General features: G+C 69.4%; 18 protein-coding genes. 2 read left to right on the top strand and 16 right to left on the bottom strand.

The features are described from left to right. Positions 1-22: 22 nt before the first annotated feature. Positions 23-859 (bottom strand): segregation and condensation protein A, encoded by an 837-nt coding sequence (locus ACFU5M_RS26470; protein WP_379053508.1) that lies wholly within the window; start codon positions 857-859, stop codon positions 23-25. Between the two features lie 460 nt (positions 860-1,319). On the opposite strand from ACFU5M_RS26470, the gene ACFU5M_RS26465 reads away from it, so the two are divergent. Then, positions 1,320-1,631: a hypothetical protein gene (locus tag ACFU5M_RS26465; RefSeq protein ID WP_379053507.1), complete on the top strand. Its 312-nt coding sequence runs from the start codon at positions 1,320-1,322 to the stop codon at positions 1,629-1,631. Here ACFU5M_RS26465 and ACFU5M_RS26460 read toward each other — a convergent pair. The 9 genes from ACFU5M_RS26460 to ACFU5M_RS26420 form a co-directional block, all read right to left on the bottom strand. Beyond that, complete coding sequence (locus ACFU5M_RS26460) at positions 1,609-2,553, bottom strand: ParA family protein (protein ID WP_379053531.1); 945 nt, start codon at positions 2,551-2,553, stop codon at positions 1,609-1,611. The genes ACFU5M_RS26465 and ACFU5M_RS26460 overlap by 23 nt on opposite strands. Positions 2,554-2,743: 190 nt before the next feature. Continuing rightward, complete coding sequence (locus ACFU5M_RS26455) at positions 2,744-2,953, bottom strand: hypothetical protein (protein WP_379053506.1); 210 nt, start codon at positions 2,951-2,953, stop codon at positions 2,744-2,746. Positions 2,954-3,055: 102 nt separating this feature from the next. Beyond that, a complete protein-coding gene (xerD, locus tag ACFU5M_RS26450; protein ID WP_379053504.1) occupies positions 3,056-4,000 on the bottom strand; it encodes a site-specific tyrosine recombinase XerD in 945 nt (314 codons plus the stop codon). A gap of 8 nt (positions 4,001-4,008) precedes the next feature. Then, a complete protein-coding gene (locus ACFU5M_RS26445) occupies positions 4,009-4,665 on the bottom strand; it encodes an NUDIX domain-containing protein (protein WP_379053502.1) in 657 nt (218 codons plus the stop codon). 4 nt (positions 4,666-4,669) lie between these two features. Beyond that, positions 4,670-6,391, bottom strand: coding sequence for a CTP synthase (locus ACFU5M_RS26440; RefSeq protein WP_379053500.1), 1,722 nt, complete (start codon positions 6,389-6,391; stop codon positions 4,670-4,672). A 174-nt stretch (positions 6,392-6,565) separates the two neighbouring features. Beyond that, positions 6,566-7,510: a copper transporter gene (locus ACFU5M_RS26435; RefSeq protein WP_379053498.1), complete on the bottom strand. Its 945-nt coding sequence runs from the start codon at positions 7,508-7,510 to the stop codon at positions 6,566-6,568. 8 nt (positions 7,511-7,518) lie between these two features. Continuing rightward, on the bottom strand, positions 7,519-8,733 hold the full coding sequence (gene steA / locus ACFU5M_RS26430) for a putative cytokinetic ring protein SteA (RefSeq protein ID WP_379053497.1): 1,215 nt from the start codon (positions 8,731-8,733) through the stop codon (positions 7,519-7,521). A 332-nt stretch (positions 8,734-9,065) separates the two neighbouring features. Further along, entirely contained in the window at positions 9,066-9,545 is a 480-nt protein-coding gene (locus ACFU5M_RS26425) for a hypothetical protein (protein ID WP_379053495.1), read from the bottom strand. A gap of 66 nt (positions 9,546-9,611) precedes the next feature. Beyond that, complete coding sequence (locus ACFU5M_RS26420; protein ID WP_379053493.1) at positions 9,612-10,049, bottom strand: hypothetical protein; 438 nt, start codon at positions 10,047-10,049, stop codon at positions 9,612-9,614. A 445-nt stretch (positions 10,050-10,494) separates the two neighbouring features. On the opposite strand from ACFU5M_RS26420, the gene ACFU5M_RS26415 reads away from it, so the two are divergent. Continuing rightward, on the top strand, positions 10,495-10,914 hold the full coding sequence (locus ACFU5M_RS26415; protein ID WP_379053491.1) for an SRPBCC family protein: 420 nt from the start codon (positions 10,495-10,497) through the stop codon (positions 10,912-10,914). Positions 10,915-10,923: 9 nt separating this feature from the next. On the opposite strand, the gene recN is transcribed toward ACFU5M_RS26415, so the two are convergent. The 6 genes from recN to ACFU5M_RS26385 all read right to left on the bottom strand — a co-directional run. After that, a complete protein-coding gene (recN, locus tag ACFU5M_RS26410; RefSeq protein ID WP_379053490.1) occupies positions 10,924-12,708 on the bottom strand; it encodes a DNA repair protein RecN in 1,785 nt (594 codons plus the stop codon). Then, complete coding sequence (locus tag ACFU5M_RS26405) at positions 12,686-13,645, bottom strand: NAD kinase (protein ID WP_379053488.1); 960 nt, start codon at positions 13,643-13,645, stop codon at positions 12,686-12,688. The genes recN and ACFU5M_RS26405 overlap by 23 nt, the downstream gene beginning before the upstream one ends. Beyond that, on the bottom strand, positions 13,642-14,463 hold the full coding sequence (locus ACFU5M_RS26400) for a TlyA family RNA methyltransferase (RefSeq protein ID WP_379053487.1): 822 nt from the start codon (positions 14,461-14,463) through the stop codon (positions 13,642-13,644). The genes ACFU5M_RS26405 and ACFU5M_RS26400 overlap by 4 nt, the downstream gene beginning before the upstream one ends. A gap of 1 nt (position 14,464) precedes the next feature. Next, positions 14,465-14,764: a hypothetical protein gene (locus tag ACFU5M_RS26395; protein ID WP_379053486.1), complete on the bottom strand. Its 300-nt coding sequence runs from the start codon at positions 14,762-14,764 to the stop codon at positions 14,465-14,467. 13 nt (positions 14,765-14,777) lie between these two features. Further along, positions 14,778-15,668: an HAD-IIA family hydrolase gene (locus ACFU5M_RS26390; RefSeq protein WP_379053485.1), complete on the bottom strand. Its 891-nt coding sequence runs from the start codon at positions 15,666-15,668 to the stop codon at positions 14,778-14,780. Between the two features lie 328 nt (positions 15,669-15,996). Further along, the coding region (locus ACFU5M_RS26385; protein ID WP_379053483.1) for a hypothetical protein at positions 15,997-17,082 on the bottom strand (1,086 nt) is incomplete at its 5' end.

The following is a 17,082-nucleotide window of genomic DNA, read 5'->3' as shown; positions in this document are numbered from 1 at the left end:
CGCGATCGCGCGCTGTGCTCGCTCACCCGTAATCCTCCTCGATCGTCACAGTGTCCGCCTGTTGCGCGGCCTCGTCGCCGATCCAGCTGACCGCCAGGGGACCGAGCGGATCGGGCTGGTCGAACTCGATCGTCTTGCCGCGATACAGCTCGAGCAGCGCCAGGAAGCGGGCGACGATCTGGACCGGGACCTCGCAGTCGGCGACCAGCTCACCGAAAGAGGTCCACGCACCCGCACCACGCTGTTTGAGCCGCTCCAGCACCAGTGCCGCCTGCTCGGCCACCGAGATCGCGTGCGTGTGCAAGTGGTCGAGGCCGACCTTGGGTACCGGACGGGGCCGGAAGGCCGCCGCGGCGATCTCGGCGAACTCGGCCGCCCCGACACCCAGCCTAACCTCGGGCAGCAGGCCGGCGTAGCGCTCCTCCAGCCCGACCGCGCGGGGATAGCGGCGCAGCGCGGCCGCCTCCAGCTCGCCGAGCAGTTCGGCGACCTGCTTGAACGCGCGGTATTGCAGCAGCCGGGCGAACAGCAGGTCGCGCGCCTCGAGCAGCTCGAGGTCGTCGGCGTCGGTCATCTCCCCCGACGGCAGCAGGCGCGCCGCCTTCAGATCGAGCAACGTGGCGGCGACGACCAGGAATTCCGTGGTCTGATCCAGAATCTTGTCCGCGCGCAACGTATTCTGCCGCGCCATGCCGGCGGTCAGCGCCTTGGTGTAGGCGATGAACTCGTCGGTGACCTTGTGCAACGCCACCTCGGTGACGTCCAGCTTGCGCGAGCTGATCAGGCTCAGCAGCAGGTCGAACGGCCCCTCGAAGTTGCTCAGCCGCAGCCGGAATCCGGACGCCCGCGGCTCGTCCATCGACGTCTCCCCCACCGGCCGTACGTCCGGCCCGGAGCCGGCCGCGTCCGAAGCAGGACCGGCGACATCCGACACAGAACCGACGACACCCGGCGCAGAACCGGATACCTCCGACACACGGCCGCTTGCCTGTGACGCGACACCGCGTACCTGCGGCCCAGGACCGGCCACGCCCGACACAGGACCAGATGCCTCCGACACACGGCCGCTTGCCTGTGACGCAACACCGCGTACCTGCGCCGCAGGGGCGAATGCCTCCGGGGCAAGATCGGCGACCTCCGGCGCGGGGCTGGAGGTCGCCGCCGCAGAACCTGTGGCGTCCAGCGCGGAGCCGTGTACCTCCAGCGCTGAGCCCGCCACCTCCGACGCAGAGTCGGGTATGGCCGCAACGGGGGGCCGATCGGCCTGCGGCTCGGCGACCTCCCGCGCGACCGGCTCGATGCGCTGCGGGGATGGTTTCGTGAACGGTTCGTCCGCGCTGTCCCCCGGGGATGGGTCGTCGTTGTCCGACTCCGGCGGGGTCCGTCCGGTGGCGACGGCCGGGTTCGGGCGCCGCGGCGCCGCGTCCCGGCCTGCCGCGACGAACGCGGCCGCCGCGTTTCCGAGCGCGGGAGCGTTCGCCGGAGCGGCCGGGTCGAGCCCTCCGGCATCGGGCGCGCGGTCGTCCGGTGGGGATGTCGGTCCGGCCGCGGAAGACCCCTGGCCGGACGGGTTGTGGTGGGACGCAGACGAGGGGTCGGAGCGGCCGCTCACCGGCCGGATCGGTGGATGACTTCCCTGGCCATCGACCGATACGCTTCGGCGCCACTCGATTTGGGCGCCCATGTGGTGATGGGCTCGCCCGCGACACTGGCGTCCGGGAAACGGACGGTGCGCGCGATGGCGGTGTCGTAGACCAGCTCACCGAACACCTCGACGACACGCGCCATGACCTGGCGGGAATGCAGCAGTCGAGAGTCGAACATGGTGACCACTATTCCGTACAGGCTCAACCGAGGGTTCAGCCGGTCCCGCACCTTCTCGACGGTGTCGTTGAGCAGCGCGAGCCCGCGCAGCGAGAAGTACTCGCATTCCATCGGGATGATCACGCCGTCCGAGCAGGCGAGTGCGTTGACCGTGAGCAGGCCGAGCGAGGGCTGGCAGTCGATGAGGATGTAGTCGTAGCGGCTGCGCACCTTCTCGAGCGCGCGGCCGAGCGACTGTTCCCGCCCCACCTCGTTGACGAGTTGTATCTCCGCGGCGGAGAGGTCGATGTTGCTCGGCAGCAGGTCCAGATTCTCGACACGGGTCTGCATCAGCACGTCGTCGATGGACACTTTGGAACCGATGAGCAGATCGTGCACGGTCGAGTCGAGATCGTGGTGGGCGACGCCGAGACCGGCCGAGAGCGCGCCCTGCGGGTCCAGATCGACGAGCAGCACGCGACGACCGTACTCGGCCAACGCGGCACCGAGATTGATGGTGGAGGTGGTCTTGCCGACCCCGCCCTTCTGATTGCACATGGCCACGATCAGCGCGTCACCGTGCTGGCCGACCGGCGGCGGGTCCGGCACCAGCCGCAACGGCCGTCCGGTCGGGCCGAGCGTCGCGTCGTCCGGGACCGGCTCGACTCCGTGGCCCCACAGCGTTTCCGCCGCGGCGTCCGAGTACGGACCCGGTCGCGAGCCCGTAAGCGGCTCCGCCCCAGCACCCATCGGCGGCTCTGCCGCTCCGGCTGTCGTCACGATCCGCTGCTCCTTATACGTTCCTGCCCGTTGCCTCGCCGAGCGTAGCGAGGCCGATCAGGGCCGACCTCGCTTTCGTGCGGTCCAGCTCTCGATAAACGCTACCGCTTGACGGCACTCGAGTGCCGCGCCTGCGCGCGGCGTGTTCGTCCGACGCTGGTCAGCGCCACTGCGGTCCGCCATCGAAATGGACGTCGAACCGGTCGTTCAATTCGTCCATGCTGCCCCAGTCCGCCTCCCCGCGTGCGATCCGGCCGAGTTGCCTGAAGTATTCGAAGCGGACGATACCGGGTGTGAGCACCGCCAGGAACTCGGCGGGCCCGTCGGTGGTGGCGCCGAAGGCGCGCACGGCGCCCGGCGGAATCACCACCAGGCCACCCTCAGCTACTGCGCTCAGGGCGCCGTCGACGAAAAATGAGCGCCCTCGGCCTGTCGAATCCGTCGGCGCACAACCGGACTCGCGAAGACGACCTCACCGGGCGCGGGGGTGCGCGGTGGCCCAGACTTCACGCAAGGTGTTGACCGTGACCAGTGTGTAGATCTGGGTCGTGGTCACCGAGGCGTGACCGAGCAGTTCCTGTACCACCCTGACGTCCGCGCCACCGTCGAGCAAATGGGTGGCGAAGGAGTGGCGCAGCGTGTGCGGCGACACCGCCGCCGCGATGCCCGCGCGTTCGGCGGCGGTGTGCAGGACCTGCCAGGCGCTCTGCCGGGACAGCCGGGCGCCCCGGACGTTCAGGAAGAGTGCCCCGGCGTTGCCCTTTCCTCGCGCGGCCAGCACAGGCCGTCCCCGGACCAGGTAGGCGTCCACCGCGGCCAGCGCGGGCCGTCCGATCGGCACCAGGCGCTGTTTGCCGCCTTTGCCGCGTAGCACGACCGACCGTTCCTCCAGGTCGAGATCATCGACGTCCAACCCGACCGTTTCCGAGATCCGGGCGCCGGTGGAATACAGCAATTCCAGCAGCGCCCGGTCGCGCAGGCCTCGAGGTCCGCCGTCGACGCCCGTCGCGGCGTCTGCGGAGCTACCGCCCGCCGCCTCCAGCAATCGCAGTACCTGGTCGTAGGGCAGCGCCTTGGGCAACCTGCGTCCCGGCGCGGGCGGCTTCACCGCGTGCGCCACGTCGGTGTCGGTCAGTCCCTCCGCGGCGGCGAAGCGATGCCAGCCGCGCACCGCGATCAGCGCGCGAGCCACCGAACTCGCCGCCAGCGGCGGGTGCCCGTGACCGCCCGAGCGCAGCGCCATGGTGAACTCCGCGACGTCGGATTCGGCGACCCGGTCGAGCGAGCCGATGCCGCGCCCGGTCAGGAAATCCAGATAGCGACCGAGGTCACGCCGGTAGGCGCCCAAGGTGTTGGGCGCGACGCCGCGCTCGACGGCGAGGTGGTCGAGATAGGCGTCGAGCTCGCGACCGAGCACTTCCCCGGTCAGTCTTCGGACTTCTCCGCCTTGCGGCGGAGGAAGGTCGTCGGCTGACCGTCCCAGGGTGCGTCCGGCGGCCGCAACTCGATGCCGCCCGCCCGCGCGGCCGCCAGCGCGAGCACGCCCGCGACCGCCGTGGCGTTGACGATCTCCCCGCTCAGCGCCGCGCGGACCGCGGCCTCGACCGGCATACGGACCACTTCCAGGTCCGCCTCCTCGAATTCCGGCTCCGGACGCTCGGTTTCGTACAGACCGCGCGCCAGGTAGACCCGCAGCGCCTCGTCGGTGAACCCGGGCGAGAGCGCCACGTCCACCAGCACCGCCCATTCCCGGGCGGCCAGCCCGGTTTCCTCGGCCAGCTCACGGCGAGCCGCGAGCAGCGGATCCTCGCCGGGCACGTCGAGCAGGCCGGCGGGCAGTTCGAGCAGCCGCCTGCCGATCGGGTGGCGATATTGATTGATCAGCACCACGTTGCCGTCGTCATCGATCGCGGTCACGGCGACGGCACCGTGGTGCTCGATCACCTCGCGCTCGACGACCCGGCCGCCCGGCATGCGCACCTGGTCGAGCCGCAACGCGAGGATCGCGCCGCTGTAGACGGTCTTGCCGGAAACGATCTCGAAGTCGTGGCTGCCCGGCTCGGCAGCGCCCCCGTTTGTCATACCGTTACGCCTGTTCCGCCGCACCCGCCAGTTCTTCACCCGGGATGTCCACCGGGAGACGTTCGGCCGCTTTGTATCTCAGCGCCGCCGAGATGAGCGCCGCGAACAGCGGATGCGGGCGGGTGGGACGGCTCTTCAACTCCGGGTGCGCCTGCGTGGCGACGAAGAACGGATGCACGTCGGCGGGCAGCTCCACGAACTCGACCAGGTGCCCGTCCGGCGAGGTGCCGCTGAACTTCAACCCGCTCTGGGCGATCTTGCCGCGGTAGGCGTTGTTCACCTCGTAGCGGTGGCGATGACGCTCGGAGACCTGCTCGCTGCCGTAGGCCTGGGCGACGACCGAGCCCTTCGCCAAGGTCGCCGGGTAGGCGCCCAGCCGCATGGTGCCGCCGAGGTCGGCCTCACCTGCCACGGCCTGCTCCTGGTCGGCCATGGTCGAGATGACCGGATGCGGGGTGTCCGGCTCGAATTCGGCCGAGTTGGCCTCCGCCAGCCCCACCGTGCGCGCCGCCTCGATCACGACGCACTGCAGCCCGAGACACAGGCCGAGCAGCGGGATACCACGGGTGCGCGCGTAGTGGATCGCGCCGACCTTGCCCTCGATGCCGCGGATGCCGAAGCCACCGGGAATCAGGACGGCGTCCACGTCGCGCAGCGCGTGCTGGGCGCCGGAGGGGGTCTCGCACTCGTCGGAGGGCACCCAGCGGATGTTCACCTTGGCGCGCGAGGCGAAACCGCCCGCGCGCAGCGCCTCGGTGACCGAGAGATAGGCGTCGGGCAGGTCGACGTACTTGCCGACCAGCGCCACCTCGACCGTCTCGCGCGGCGAGTGCACGCGGTCGAGCAGGTCGCCCCACACGGTCCAGTCCACGTCGCGGAACGGCAGGCCCAGCCTGCGCACCACGTAGGCGTCCAGACCTTCCCGGTGCAGCACCCGCGGGATGTCGTAGATCGACGGCGCGTCCGGCGTGGAGATACAGGCGTCCACCTCGACGTCGCACATCAGCGCGATCTTGCTCTTCAGCGCCTGTGGAACCTCGCGATCACAGCGCAGGATCAGCGCATCGGGCTGGATGCCGATATTGCGCAACGCCGCCACGGAGTGCTGAGTCGGCTTGGTCTTCAGCTCACCGGAGGGCGCGAGGTAGGGCACCAGCGATACGTGCAGGAAGAAGACGTTGTCCCGTCCGACGTCGTGGCGGATCTGGCGGGCGGCCTCCAGGAACGGCTGCGACTCGATGTCGCCGACGGTGCCGCCGATCTCGGTGATCACCACGTCCGGGGTCTGGCCCTGCAGATCCGGGCCGCGCATGGCGAGGATCCGGTTCTTGATCTCGTCGGTGATGTGCGGGATCACCTGCACCGTGTCGCCGAGATACTCGCCGCGGCGCTCCTTGGCGATGACCGACGAATAGATTTGCCCAGTGGTCACATTCGCGTCCCGGGACAGATCCCGGTCGAGGAACCGCTCGTAGTGGCCGACGTCCAGGTCGGTTTCCGCGCCGTCCTCCGTCACGAACACCTCGCCGTGCTGGAAGGGGTTCATCGTGCCGGGATCGACGTTCAGATACGGGTCGAGTTTCTGCATCGTGACGCGCAGCCCACGCGCCGTCAACAGCTGACCGAGGCTGGAGGCGGTAAGACCTTTACCCAATGAGGAGGCGACACCACCGCTGACGAAGATGTGCTTCGTGGCCGTTCGCGCCTGAATCCGTGTTTGACCCACGGGTCTTCACGGTAACATGAATCCGCCCGTCCGTTCGAATGCCACGCGCGTTTGCCCGACGATCGCCGGAGCGGAGATCAGAGCACTCGGAGCCGAAGTGTGAGCCGGATCGCGTTACGGTCACCGGTGGTCTTCGACAATCCTCCGGACCTCCGGCGGCGGCCTCCCGTCCGGTCAGCCCGGAACCGCGGCCAGAGTGAGGGCGGTGGCTTTTGCGCCGGTGCCATAGCGTCCGGCGCCACCGTTGAGCTGCTCACCGAGCGCGAGCACGGTCGTGATCCGCCCTAATTCCCGCTCCAGATTGTCGACGGTGCTCACCTGGGCCGCGAGCGCGGCGTCGGTGCGGACCACGGCGATCGGCCCCTGCCCGTCGGCGGCGCCCGCGCGGCCTGCGAGGACCACGCCCGCACCGCGGCCGCGCAGGGCACCCGCGAAACGCGCGGTATCGACGCCGACACCGCCCTCTTCGGCAGCGACGCCGTTGCCGGTGATCACGACCGCGAGCTGCGCGGGCCGCACCGGCGTGTCGCCGTAGGCGAGGAAGCCGCCGCCGCGCAGGGTCTCCAAGACCAGCCCGAGCTCCTCCGGAGTGCTCCGGGTTTGCCCGCTGGCCGGGTCGACCAGAAGGACCAGGCCGAGCAGATCACCGGCCATGCTGCCCTGGTCCACCGCGCCGGTCCGCAGCTGCGCCCCGGCCGGGATGACGTTCGTGACGGCCGAGCGCATCCGATCGCCCTCGGTGGCGTCGACGAACGCCTCGGTCAGCGCGATCCGGCCGGTGACGGCCGCGCCGGCGACCTCGAGCTCCTTCGTCACCGCCTCGACGTCTCCCGGATCCGCGTCCGGAGTCGTGAACACGACGACGCTGCGGTCGCTGAGCGCGCCGCCGAGAATGCGACCCGAGGACCCGGCGATGAACCGGTCGGCGGCAACCGTCTGCTCGCCGAGCCGCCGGTTCTGCTCGGTCAGGATGTCGACCTGCTGGCGCAGGTCGGTCTTGTCCGCCCGCAGTGCCGACAGCAGGTCGGCCGCGAGCGTCTGGGATCCGAGCACCACACCGATCGCGAGCGCGAGAAAGATCGCGACGATCGAGATGGCATGCTGGCGCATCGAAATCATCGTTCTCCTCAGAATTCCCGAGATCCGGCTTGCCCCTGCGCCCACCGCGCGAGGCGGTTCCAGGTGTCCACACCCCAATCCACGACGTCCCCGCCGCTGTTGGACGCCAGCAATACGACGATCACCGCGACCAGCGCGGCGAGCACCACCAGCGCGACGGCGACTCCGGTCACGCGGTTGCGGTACAGGGTGGCCACGGCTTTGGCGTCCATCAGCTTCGTACCGACCTTGAGCCGGGTGAGGAAGGTGGCCGGATTGCTGTCGCGGCGGCCCCGGTCGAAGAAATCGTCGAGCGAGGCGGGCGCTCCCGCGGTGACGATCAGCGCGGCGCCGTGATGGTCGGCCAGCAGCAGCGCCAGATCGGCGGCCGAACCCGAGGAGGGGAAGGTCGTCGCGCCGATGCCGAGGTCCTGGATGCGTTCGAGCCCCTTGGCGTGCCCGTCGGTGTCGGCGGGCAGGATCACCTCGGCGCCGCATTTCATGGTGGCGGTGGTGATCTCCTCGGGGTCGCCCACGATGACGTCGGGCCGGTATCCGCGCCTGCGCAGCGTGTCGGCGCCGCGGCCGACGCCGATCAGGATCGGGGCGTACTCCTTGATGAACGGCTTGAGCCGCTGCAGATCCTCGGCGTGCTCCGGGCCGTCGGCGACCACCACCACGTGCCGGTGTTTCATCACCAGATCCAGCTCCGGAACGCCGAACCCGTCGATGAGCAGCGCGCTCTCGGTGCGGATGAATTCGATGGTGTTGCCCGCGAACGCCTCGAGGTGATCGGCCAGGCCGTTGCGCGCCTCGAGCATGCGCTCCGCGATGGCGGACTCGGTGAGCTCGATGCCCTCGACGAGGACCTCCGGCTCCTTCTTGATCAGCTTGTCTGCGTAGACCACACCGTCATCGATACGGACCTTGACGCCGTCCTTGATCTTCTTGAACGCATCCGAGCTCACCGTGTCGAGCAGCATTATCCCGTGGGCCACGAGCGCCTCGGGGCCGAGGTTCGGGTAGCGGCCGGAAATGGATGGCGAGGTGTTGATCACCGCGCCGACGCGCGCCTCGACCAGCCGGTCGGCGGTCATCCGGTCGAGGTCCATCTCGTCGAGGACGACGATGTCGCCCGGACCGACCCGCCCGAGCAGCCGTCGGGTGTTGCGATCCACCCGGGCCGTTCCGATCAGACCAGGCAGCGTTTCGGTGTTTCGCGACAACAGCGCCGGCATCCTCATGCAAGCGATGATGACCGCAAACTCTCAACCATTGGTGGAGGCGCGCCGTCTCGTCGAGCGCATCACGTTCAGAGCTATACGTTGGCAATCATCCTCGCTCGTCGGTACTCATACATAACCCGGCACCTGCCTCCGCCAAACCCCCTCTTAGAGCCGGGATGCACTAGGAGTAGTGCTACCTTGACGCAGGCGCAGGGCCGGGAAAACGGCAGAATGGGCCGAGTCAGCAATGCAATCGCAAATTCTCCGCCGATCTCCGTACACGCGGACAACGTCGAGAATTAGATAATCGGCAAATTCTTCGTTACACCAGTCGGACCCACTGCGATCGATCAGGTCAGATTGCCGTCATCGCAGAGACTTGCCGAGCGCCACGACCGCCCGTGACTGGTCTCGCCCGGGTCGAATCGCCACTGGGAGATCGGAGCGGCGGCCTTCCACGACATTGTGCCGTCGTGATGGACGACCGCTTGGTAAACATCCTCGATTCCCTCGATGAGCTGGTTGCCGACGCAATAGTCGTTGTACGCCGTTCCGGGCTGCCGGGCTCCCGCGCTGAACCAGCCGACGGGACTTTGCGTCGCACCCGGATTAGGCACCGCGCTCGCCCCATGCGCGGCCGCGCCGCGGAACCAGTACGACGCGCCCCGCTCATCGATGCCGCATCGGAAGTCCCAACCACCGGCCGTGACCGACTTACCCTGCGCATGAACAGAACCCGCCCACAGGCAGTTCGCACTCCCGTCGCCTCCGGTTGCCGCGGCCGTAGCGGATCCGAATACGAATCCGCCCGCGGCCACGATTGTGAACACCAGCAGCGTCATAAGCTTCGGCACTCGCGCACCGGCACAGCCGCCCTCGTACATTCCGATCATCGGTCAGCACCACTTCGCCTGCGGGCGGCACACGGTCCAGCCACTGCCGTCCGGACGCTGCGTGCGGGACCAGGCCTTTTCATCCGTGCCGCCTCCGGCACCACTCTCGCCGGGCCGCGGCTCACCCTTCCGGTGGTACTCGCGCAGCGCATGCTGATGCTCGTTCTGCCGCAACGGATTCGGGTCGGTGTGCTGGTATCCGAACGGGTCGATCCGGTGCCATCCCGTCGAGTCGCCGTGCGAACCCGAGCGACCGGAATGATCGGAACCGGACAACGACTCCGCGGCAGCCCCGCCCGCCGCGACCACAGTCCCGGCGGCGAGACCGGCGACGATCAGCGCGAATGCGCCCTTCTTCGACGATTTCCGACTTCGCCCCGGCGCCGGACCGGAACGCCGCACCTCGCCCGTCCCGGTCGTTGCTGGAAGAACGCTGCACATGATGGCCCCTTTGCCCCGATGCTTCCCGCTGTCCGGCGGAATTCATCCGCCGTTCATCTACTGACTTCAATAGTAGATGATAAATCGGACATTGCGGACATCAGTTGGGTACGACACAACGGAGCAGTTCGAAATCCATTGGATTGGACTCGCTTTGCCGGGCCGAACCACGGTTGTACGCGTACACCCTCGCCGAAGCCGACATCGAGCGCCGCATCATTCCCACGGCCTCTCACGGATGTCATCCGTAGTTCGAGACGGCGCGTCCGCGATGCCCGCCGCCACCGGCCATCGACCTCCGCGCTGGACGCTCGCAGCGGCACCGGCCCGGACGGCCGCCGGGCGGGCGGCTTGCCACCGATTGTGATGCGGACGACACGATCACCGAGCCGCGCCCGCTGTAGCTATATGCTGCCGGTCACACGTAACTGGAAGAGGAGATTTCATGGCCAGCACCACTGTCGACGCCGTCATCGCCGCCCCGCGCGAGGTCGTGTACCGGCTCTTCGCCGACCGCGAGAGCATCAGCCCCTACATCCCGGTCCAGGTCAAGCTGGTCAAGCCCGGCCTGACCGAGCGGGAGGGCGTCGGCGCGCAGCACCTGATCGGACTCGGCCCGGTCGGCGTCACCGAGGAGATCACCAAGCTCGTGCCCGGTGAGCGGATGGAGTACAAGATCGTCAAGGGCGCGCCGGTGAAGCGGCACGTCGGCATCGTCACCTTCACCGACGCCGACAACGGCACCCTGGTCTCCTACACGATGGAATCGGATCCATCGCTGCCGGTGCCCGCCAAGGTCCTGGAGTTCGGTCTGAAGAACTTGATCGGCCAGTTCATCAAGGGTGCGCAGAAGGCGGTGCGCTGACCGGCCCACTCACCGCGCGGCCACCTCGGCGCCCGCTTTCTCCGCGCGCGCCGTCGCCAGCAGTTCCTCCGCGTGCGCCCGGCCGGTCTCGGTGTCCTCGAGGCCGGCCAGCATGCGCGCCAGCTCGACCACCCGCTCATCATTGGTGAGAGCCCGGACGCCACTGTTCACGGCGCCCTTGCCGTCGTCGGATTTGTCGACCACGAGGTGGGTGTCGGCGAACGCCGCGACCTGCGGCAGATGCGTCACCACGATGACCTGGTGGGTGCGCGCCAGCCGGGCCAGCCTGCGACCGATCTCCACCGCGGCTCGGCCGCCGACACCCGCGTCCACCTCGTCGAACACCATGGTCGCGCCGTGATCGGAACCGGCGAGCACCACTTCCAGCGCCAGCATCACGCGCGACAGCTCACCGCCGGACGCGCTCTTGCTCAGCGGCAACGACTGCGCGCCCGAATGCGCCGCAAGCCGGAACTCGGCCTCATCGATGCCCGTGGCGCCGGCGTGCAATTCCTGGCCGTCGACGGTGAGCGGCGCCGATTCCTGCGCTCCGGCGAGCAACGGCCGCACCTCGACCTCCAGACGCGCCTTGCCCATCGCCAGGCCGCCCAGCTCGGCGCTCACCGCGGTCGCCAGCTTCCCCGCAGCCTTACTCCGCGCGGCGCTCAGCTTCTTCGCCGCCTCCCGCACCCGTTCGGCGGCGGTGTCCACTTCGGCGGCCAGCTTGCCCAGCGCCTCCTCGGAGACGTCGAGCGAGCCGATCCGGGTGCGCGCCTCCTCCGCCCAGGCCAGCACGCCATCGATGTCGGCCGCGTATTTGCGGGTCAGCGTTTTCAATTCGGCCTGCCGGGTGAGCAGCGAATCCAGCGCTCCCGGATCGGAAGGCAGGTCGGACAGGTATCCGCTCAGCTCGGTGGTCACGTCCACCACCACGGCGATGGCGTCGGCCAAGCGCGGCGCGAGCGCGACCAGCGCCGGATCGTCGGCGGCTTCGATGCGGGCGCGCGCGGCGCCGAGCGCTTCCAGGGCTCCCGAACCCTCTTCGGGTGCCTCGGCCGGCCCGGCCAGCGCGTCGTGCGCGGTGGCCGCCGCCTCCCGCAGCGAATCCAGATCGCTCAGCCTGCGCACCTCCTCGACGATGCGCACGTCTTCGCCGGGTTCGGGAGCGACGGCGTCTATTTCCTTCAACGAGTGCTCGAGTCGCTCGGCCTCGAGGGCCAATTCCCTGCTGCGCGCGGTACGTTCGAGCAGCTCGGTACGGGCGTCGAGCCACGATCGGCGCAGCACCTGATATTTCCGCAGCAGAGGGCCCACGGTGTCGCCCGCGAACTGGTCCAGCGCCGACAACTGCTGATCCGGGCGCTGCAAACGCAGCTGATCGTTCTGGCCGTGCACGGTCAGCACGGGCGCGGTGAAATCGGCCAGCACCGAGGCGGGGACGCCGCGGCCACCCAGATGCGCGCGCGAGCGCCCATCGCTGCCGACCGTGCGGATCGCGATGACGCTGCCGTCGTCGTCCTGCTCGGCCGCGGCCGCCTCCAGCACCCGCGCGACCTCGGCGCGGGCGGCGTCGTTGACGTCGTCGATGGTGAACCGGCCCTCCACCACGGCGCGGGACGCGCCGAGCCGGACCCGGCCCGCGTCCGCGCGCGCACCGCTGAGCAGATGCAGGCTGGTCACCACCATGGTCTTGCCCGCGCCGGTCTCGCCGGTCAGGCAGGTCAGTCCCGCATGGAACTGCGCGGTCGCGGTGGAAATGACGCCAAGCCCGTCAATCCTGATCTCTGTCAGCACTTGTGCTCTCCGTTCGCCGTCGGCCACGCCAGCCTGTCACGGGCAATTGGAACTTGCGCACCATCCGGTCGGCGAACGGTGCGGAGTCCAGCCGCACCCAGCGCACCGGTCGAGCGCCGCGAACCGCTTCGACCCGGCCACCGCTGGGCAGTGCGAGCGTGCGCCTGCCGTCCAGGAAAACTATCGCATCGTGTCCGGTCGCCACCGACTCGACCGCGATCCGTGAATCCGGGCTGGTCACCAGCGGCCGCGCGAACAGGGCATGGGCATTGCTCGGAATCACCAGCAAGGCTTCGAGTTCCGGCCACACCACCGGACCACCAGCGGAAAAGGCGTAGGCGGTCGATCCGGTCGGCGTCGAGATGAGAATGCCGTCACAGCCGAACGACGACACCGGCCGGCCGTCGACCTCCAGCACCACTTCCAGAACGCCCATGCGCGAGGCGTTTTCGATACTCGCCTCGTTCAGCGCCCAGCCGCTCTCGACGACCTCGTCGTCGATCCGGACGGTGACGTCGATCGTCATCCGATGCTCGATGGTGTAGTCGTGTCGCACCACCTGGGCGAGCGCCTCGTCCAAGTGCTCGGCCTCGGCCTCGGTGAGAAAGCCGATGCGGCCGAGATTGATCCCCAGCACCGGCACACCAGCCGGGCGCGCGAGTTCGGCGGCACGCAAGAACGTTCCATCGCCACCGAGCGCGAGCACTATCTCGCAACCGACCGCCGCCTCCGGGCTGTGCTCGACCACGCGTACCGGGTAGCCGCCCGGCTCGGCCGCGAAGCGTGTGCTGTCCGCCTCGTCGGCGAGCACGCGCAGACAGATGCCCGCGTCGGCGAAGATCTTCGCCACCCGGTGGGCGGTCTCGATGATCTCCGCGCGGCCGGGGTGGGACACCAGCAGGATCTCCCTGCCGCAAGGTTGGGCCGGCGCGTTCACTGTGGACCCTCCTCAACCGCACGCTCGACGAGCGCAGCGACCTGCTCGCCGTCGTAATCGAACGGCCCGTCGTTGCGCAGCCACAAGAAGTATTCGACATTCCCGGACGGACCCGGCAGCGGGCTCGCCACGACGCCGGCGGTGCGCATGCCCAGCTCGGCGGCAGCCGCCGCCACCGTGCGCACCGCGTCGGCCCGCAGCGCCGGATCACGCACCACACCGCCGGAGCCGACCCGTTCCTTGCCGACCTCGAACTGTGGTTTCACCATGGGCAGCAGGTCGGCGCCCGGCGCCGCGCAGGCCGCCAGCGCGGGCAGCACCAGGCTCAGTGAAATGAAGGACAGGTCGCCCACCACCACTTCGACCGTGCCGCCGATGGTTTCAGGCGTCAGATTGCGCACGTTGGTGCGGTCGAACACCCGGACCCGCTCGTCGTTGCGCAGGCGCCACACCAGTTGACCGTAGCCGACGTCGACCGCGACGACCTCCTGTGCTTGCCTGGCCAACAGAACGTCGGTGAACCCGCCGGTCGAGGCGCCCGCGTCCAGGCAGCGCTTGCCTGCCACCGACAGCCCGTCCGGCTCGAACCGCTCCAGCGCACCGAGCAGTTTGTGCGCACCGCGCGAGGCCCAGGACACCTCGTCGGGCTCCGCACGGATCACCAGCGGTGTGCCCGCTTCTACAGCGGTCGCCGCCTTCACCGCGACCGTTCCAGCTATCAGGACGCGGCCCGCGCCGATCAGCTCGACCGCGTGTTCTCGCGATCGCGCCAACCCGCGGCGAACCAGTTCAGCGTCCACCCGTGCGCGTCTGGCCACCTCAGATCTTGTCCACCGTGGCCAAGGCCTGTACGAGCACGTCATGTGCCTGCTCCAGGATTCGGGCGCGACGGGTGATGTCGACTCCGGCTTCGGCGCTGTCGGACGCGGGCGCGACCCGTCCGGGGCGGTCGAGTTCGGCGAGCAGGCTGTCGACCTCGCCGCGGATTCGATCCGGGTCGGCAGGCTCCGGACGGACCTGCGCACCCGGCAGGTGCTGACCGGGCAGCGGGGCCCCGGAGCGGAGACCTTGCGCACCGGCGGTGCCGGAACCGTTCGGACGAGGTATAGGACTAGTCATCGTGGCGTCAACGCTATCGGATTTCCGAATCGGACGCGCGGATCGTCACAGCTCGTCCGGGGTTGCGCCGCAGCATCTCGCGGAGGTCGGCTTCCGGCTCGGCGGCTACGGCCACCTGATTGAGGGCGTCGAGCGAGTCGGCGACATAGGTCGGAATCTGCCCGTCCGGCGCTTTGCGCAGTTCATCGAGTGTGCTGACGCCGGTGAGCACCAGCAACGAGTCGAGGCCGACCCGGTTGGCCCCCTCGATATCGGTGTCGAGACGGTCGCCCACCACCAACGCGGAACGGGAACCGGCCCGGACGAGCGCGTCCTCCATGAGCGGCGCATACGGCTTGCCTGCCACGATCGGCTCCCGATCGGAGGCGGCACGCAGCGCGGCGACCATCGCACCGTTGCCCGGCGCGAGGCCGCGTTCGTTCGGCAGCGTCCGGTCGGTGTTCGCCGCGACCCACAGTGCGTCCGTACGCAGGGCGTAGGCGGCTTCGGCGAGGTCGGGCCACGCGGTGTGGGGTGAATGTCCTTGCACCACAGCGGCGGGTGCTTCGCCGTCGTAGCGCCGGATCGGTCGCAGCCCGACCGCGTCCACCTCGGCGGCCAGGTCGTCGGTGCCGACGACCAGGACCGGCGCGCCACGGTCGAGCCGCTCGGCCAGCAACCGCGCCGCCGCCTGGGCACTGGTCACCACATCGTCGGCGGCCGCCGGGAAGCCGAGTTCGGACAGATGCGCGGCCACGATCCGCGGCCCACGGCTGGCATTGTTCGTGACGTACACCAGCCGCTGATCCACGGGTGCTTCCACGGCCAGTGCCTGCGGAGCCCCCTCGATCACCTCGTGCCCGCGATACAGCGTGCCGTCCAGATCCAGCAGCAGGGCTCGGTAGCGATCTCGTAGTCGCTTCACACCACTCTCACTCCGTGTCACCGATCGGCCGCGCCGACCCATCACCGCCGGGCCCTCCGGCAGCCCATCCGCTCGGCAAGTCCGAGACACCCGACACTACGCCAGCGCGCGGTCCGGAAAGACGTGGCGTCAGCCACTCGGGTGGCACCGGATCTCGAGCGCCGCAGGGAAGTTCGCAGATCACGGGCGAGTGATCGCGGCTACCGATGATCCGATCAGCCCTGCTCCCATGCCCGCGGGCACAGCCGAATCCGTGCGGGCACACGCATCGCCCGTCCCCGCGGGTAAGCCACCGTGGCGACGCGAACAACCACGATCGGCGCCGAGGTCAGAAGTCGTTGTCGCCCGTGAGTTCGGCGGCACGTTCTTCGGCGTCCGTCTCTCCGTCGAGATCGGCCGAGGCGGCGTTGAGGAACCAGGTGAGGCCCTCGTCGGTACGGCCCGCGGCGACAAGGGCGTCGGCATAGGCGTAGAACAGGCGCGCCGCGGCGGAGCCGGTCCTGGACGGCTCGAGATCCGAGGTCTGCAAGGTCACGACGGCTTGGTCGTATTGGCCGAGGTCCATTCGCGCGCCGGCGACAACCATCCGCAGTTCGGTGGCGTCGTCACCCCGCAGGGCGCGCGCCTCGTCGCTACGGCCGAGCTCGATCGCGCGCTCGGGACGGCCCAAGCCACGCTCGCAGTCGGCCATTACAGCCAGCAACCCGGATCCACCGGACATCCGGCGTGCCGTACGCAGCTCCGACAAGGCTTCCGCCCATTCGCCCGCGTGGTAGGCCACGACTCCGGCGGTCTCGCGGACGACCGCGATCCGCCCGGCCCGCTGCCGCGCAGCCCTGGCATGGGCGAGAGCGAGGCCAGGATCGTCGTCGAGCAGGCGCACCGCCATCACCAAGTGCCTGGCGACGGTTTCCGCGTTCCCTTTGTCCAGACTGAGCAGGTCTCGCCGCACGGCGGGATCGAGATCGGTCGCCTGCACCTCGTCCGGCAGATCCGGTTCTTCTGGTCGCGGCGGGCGACGGTCGAGGGAACGCCCACCACCGACACGAGTGCCTTCGCCGCCACGGCGACGATCCTGCGACGAGTCGGCGTGCGGTGCCCGATCCTCGCGATCCGCGCCGCCGCGCCGTCCGTCGCGATCCGGTCCCTGGCCACGACGATCGTCGTCGCGACGCTGGAAGCCGGACGCATCGCGTCGCCCCGCGTCACCGCGCTCACCGGACTCGCCACGACGCTTGAACCCGCCACGCTCGCCCGGCTCATCGCGGCGGGCAGCGCCTCGATCGCCGGAATCGTCCCGGCGACGGGGGAACCCGCTTCGGGAAGCACCACGATCGAATCCGCCGCGCGTACCGGACTCGCCGCCAGGGCGGAAGCCGCTGCGCGAGTCGTCGCGCTGTTCCCCGGACTCACT

Source organism: Nocardia sp. NPDC057455 (assembly GCF_042802775.1).
Taxonomy (GTDB): Bacteria; Actinomycetota; Actinomycetes; order Mycobacteriales; family Mycobacteriaceae; genus Nocardia.
Note: the sequence above shows the minus strand (reverse complement) of the source record. Positions and strands in the feature narration are given on the sequence as shown.

Excerpts from the sequence above, each read along its gene's own strand:
- ACFU5M_RS26395 (WP_379053486.1), bottom strand. The coding sequence starts at position 14,764 with ATGACTAGTCCTATACCTCGTCCGAACGGTTCCGGCACCGCCGGTGCG.
- ACFU5M_RS26445 (WP_379053502.1), bottom strand. The coding sequence starts at position 4,665 with ATGACAAACGGGGGCGCTGCCGAGCCGGGCAGCCACGACTTCGAGATC.
- steA (WP_379053497.1), bottom strand. The coding sequence starts at position 8,733 with ATGAGGATGCCGGCGCTGTTGTCGCGAAACACCGAAACGCTGCCTGGT.
- ACFU5M_RS26415 (WP_379053491.1), top strand. The coding sequence starts at position 10,495 with ATGGCCAGCACCACTGTCGACGCCGTCATCGCCGCCCCGCGCGAGGTC.
- ACFU5M_RS26460 (WP_379053531.1), bottom strand. The coding sequence starts at position 2,553 with ATGGGTGCTGGGGCGGAGCCGCTTACGGGCTCGCGACCGGGTCCGTAC.
- ACFU5M_RS26435 (WP_379053498.1), bottom strand. The coding sequence starts at position 7,510 with ATGATTTCGATGCGCCAGCATGCCATCTCGATCGTCGCGATCTTTCTC.
- ACFU5M_RS26470 (WP_379053508.1), bottom strand. The coding sequence starts at position 859 with ATGGACGAGCCGCGGGCGTCCGGATTCCGGCTGCGGCTGAGCAACTTC.
- ACFU5M_RS26420 (WP_379053493.1), bottom strand. The coding sequence starts at position 10,049 with ATGTGCAGCGTTCTTCCAGCAACGACCGGGACGGGCGAGGTGCGGCGT.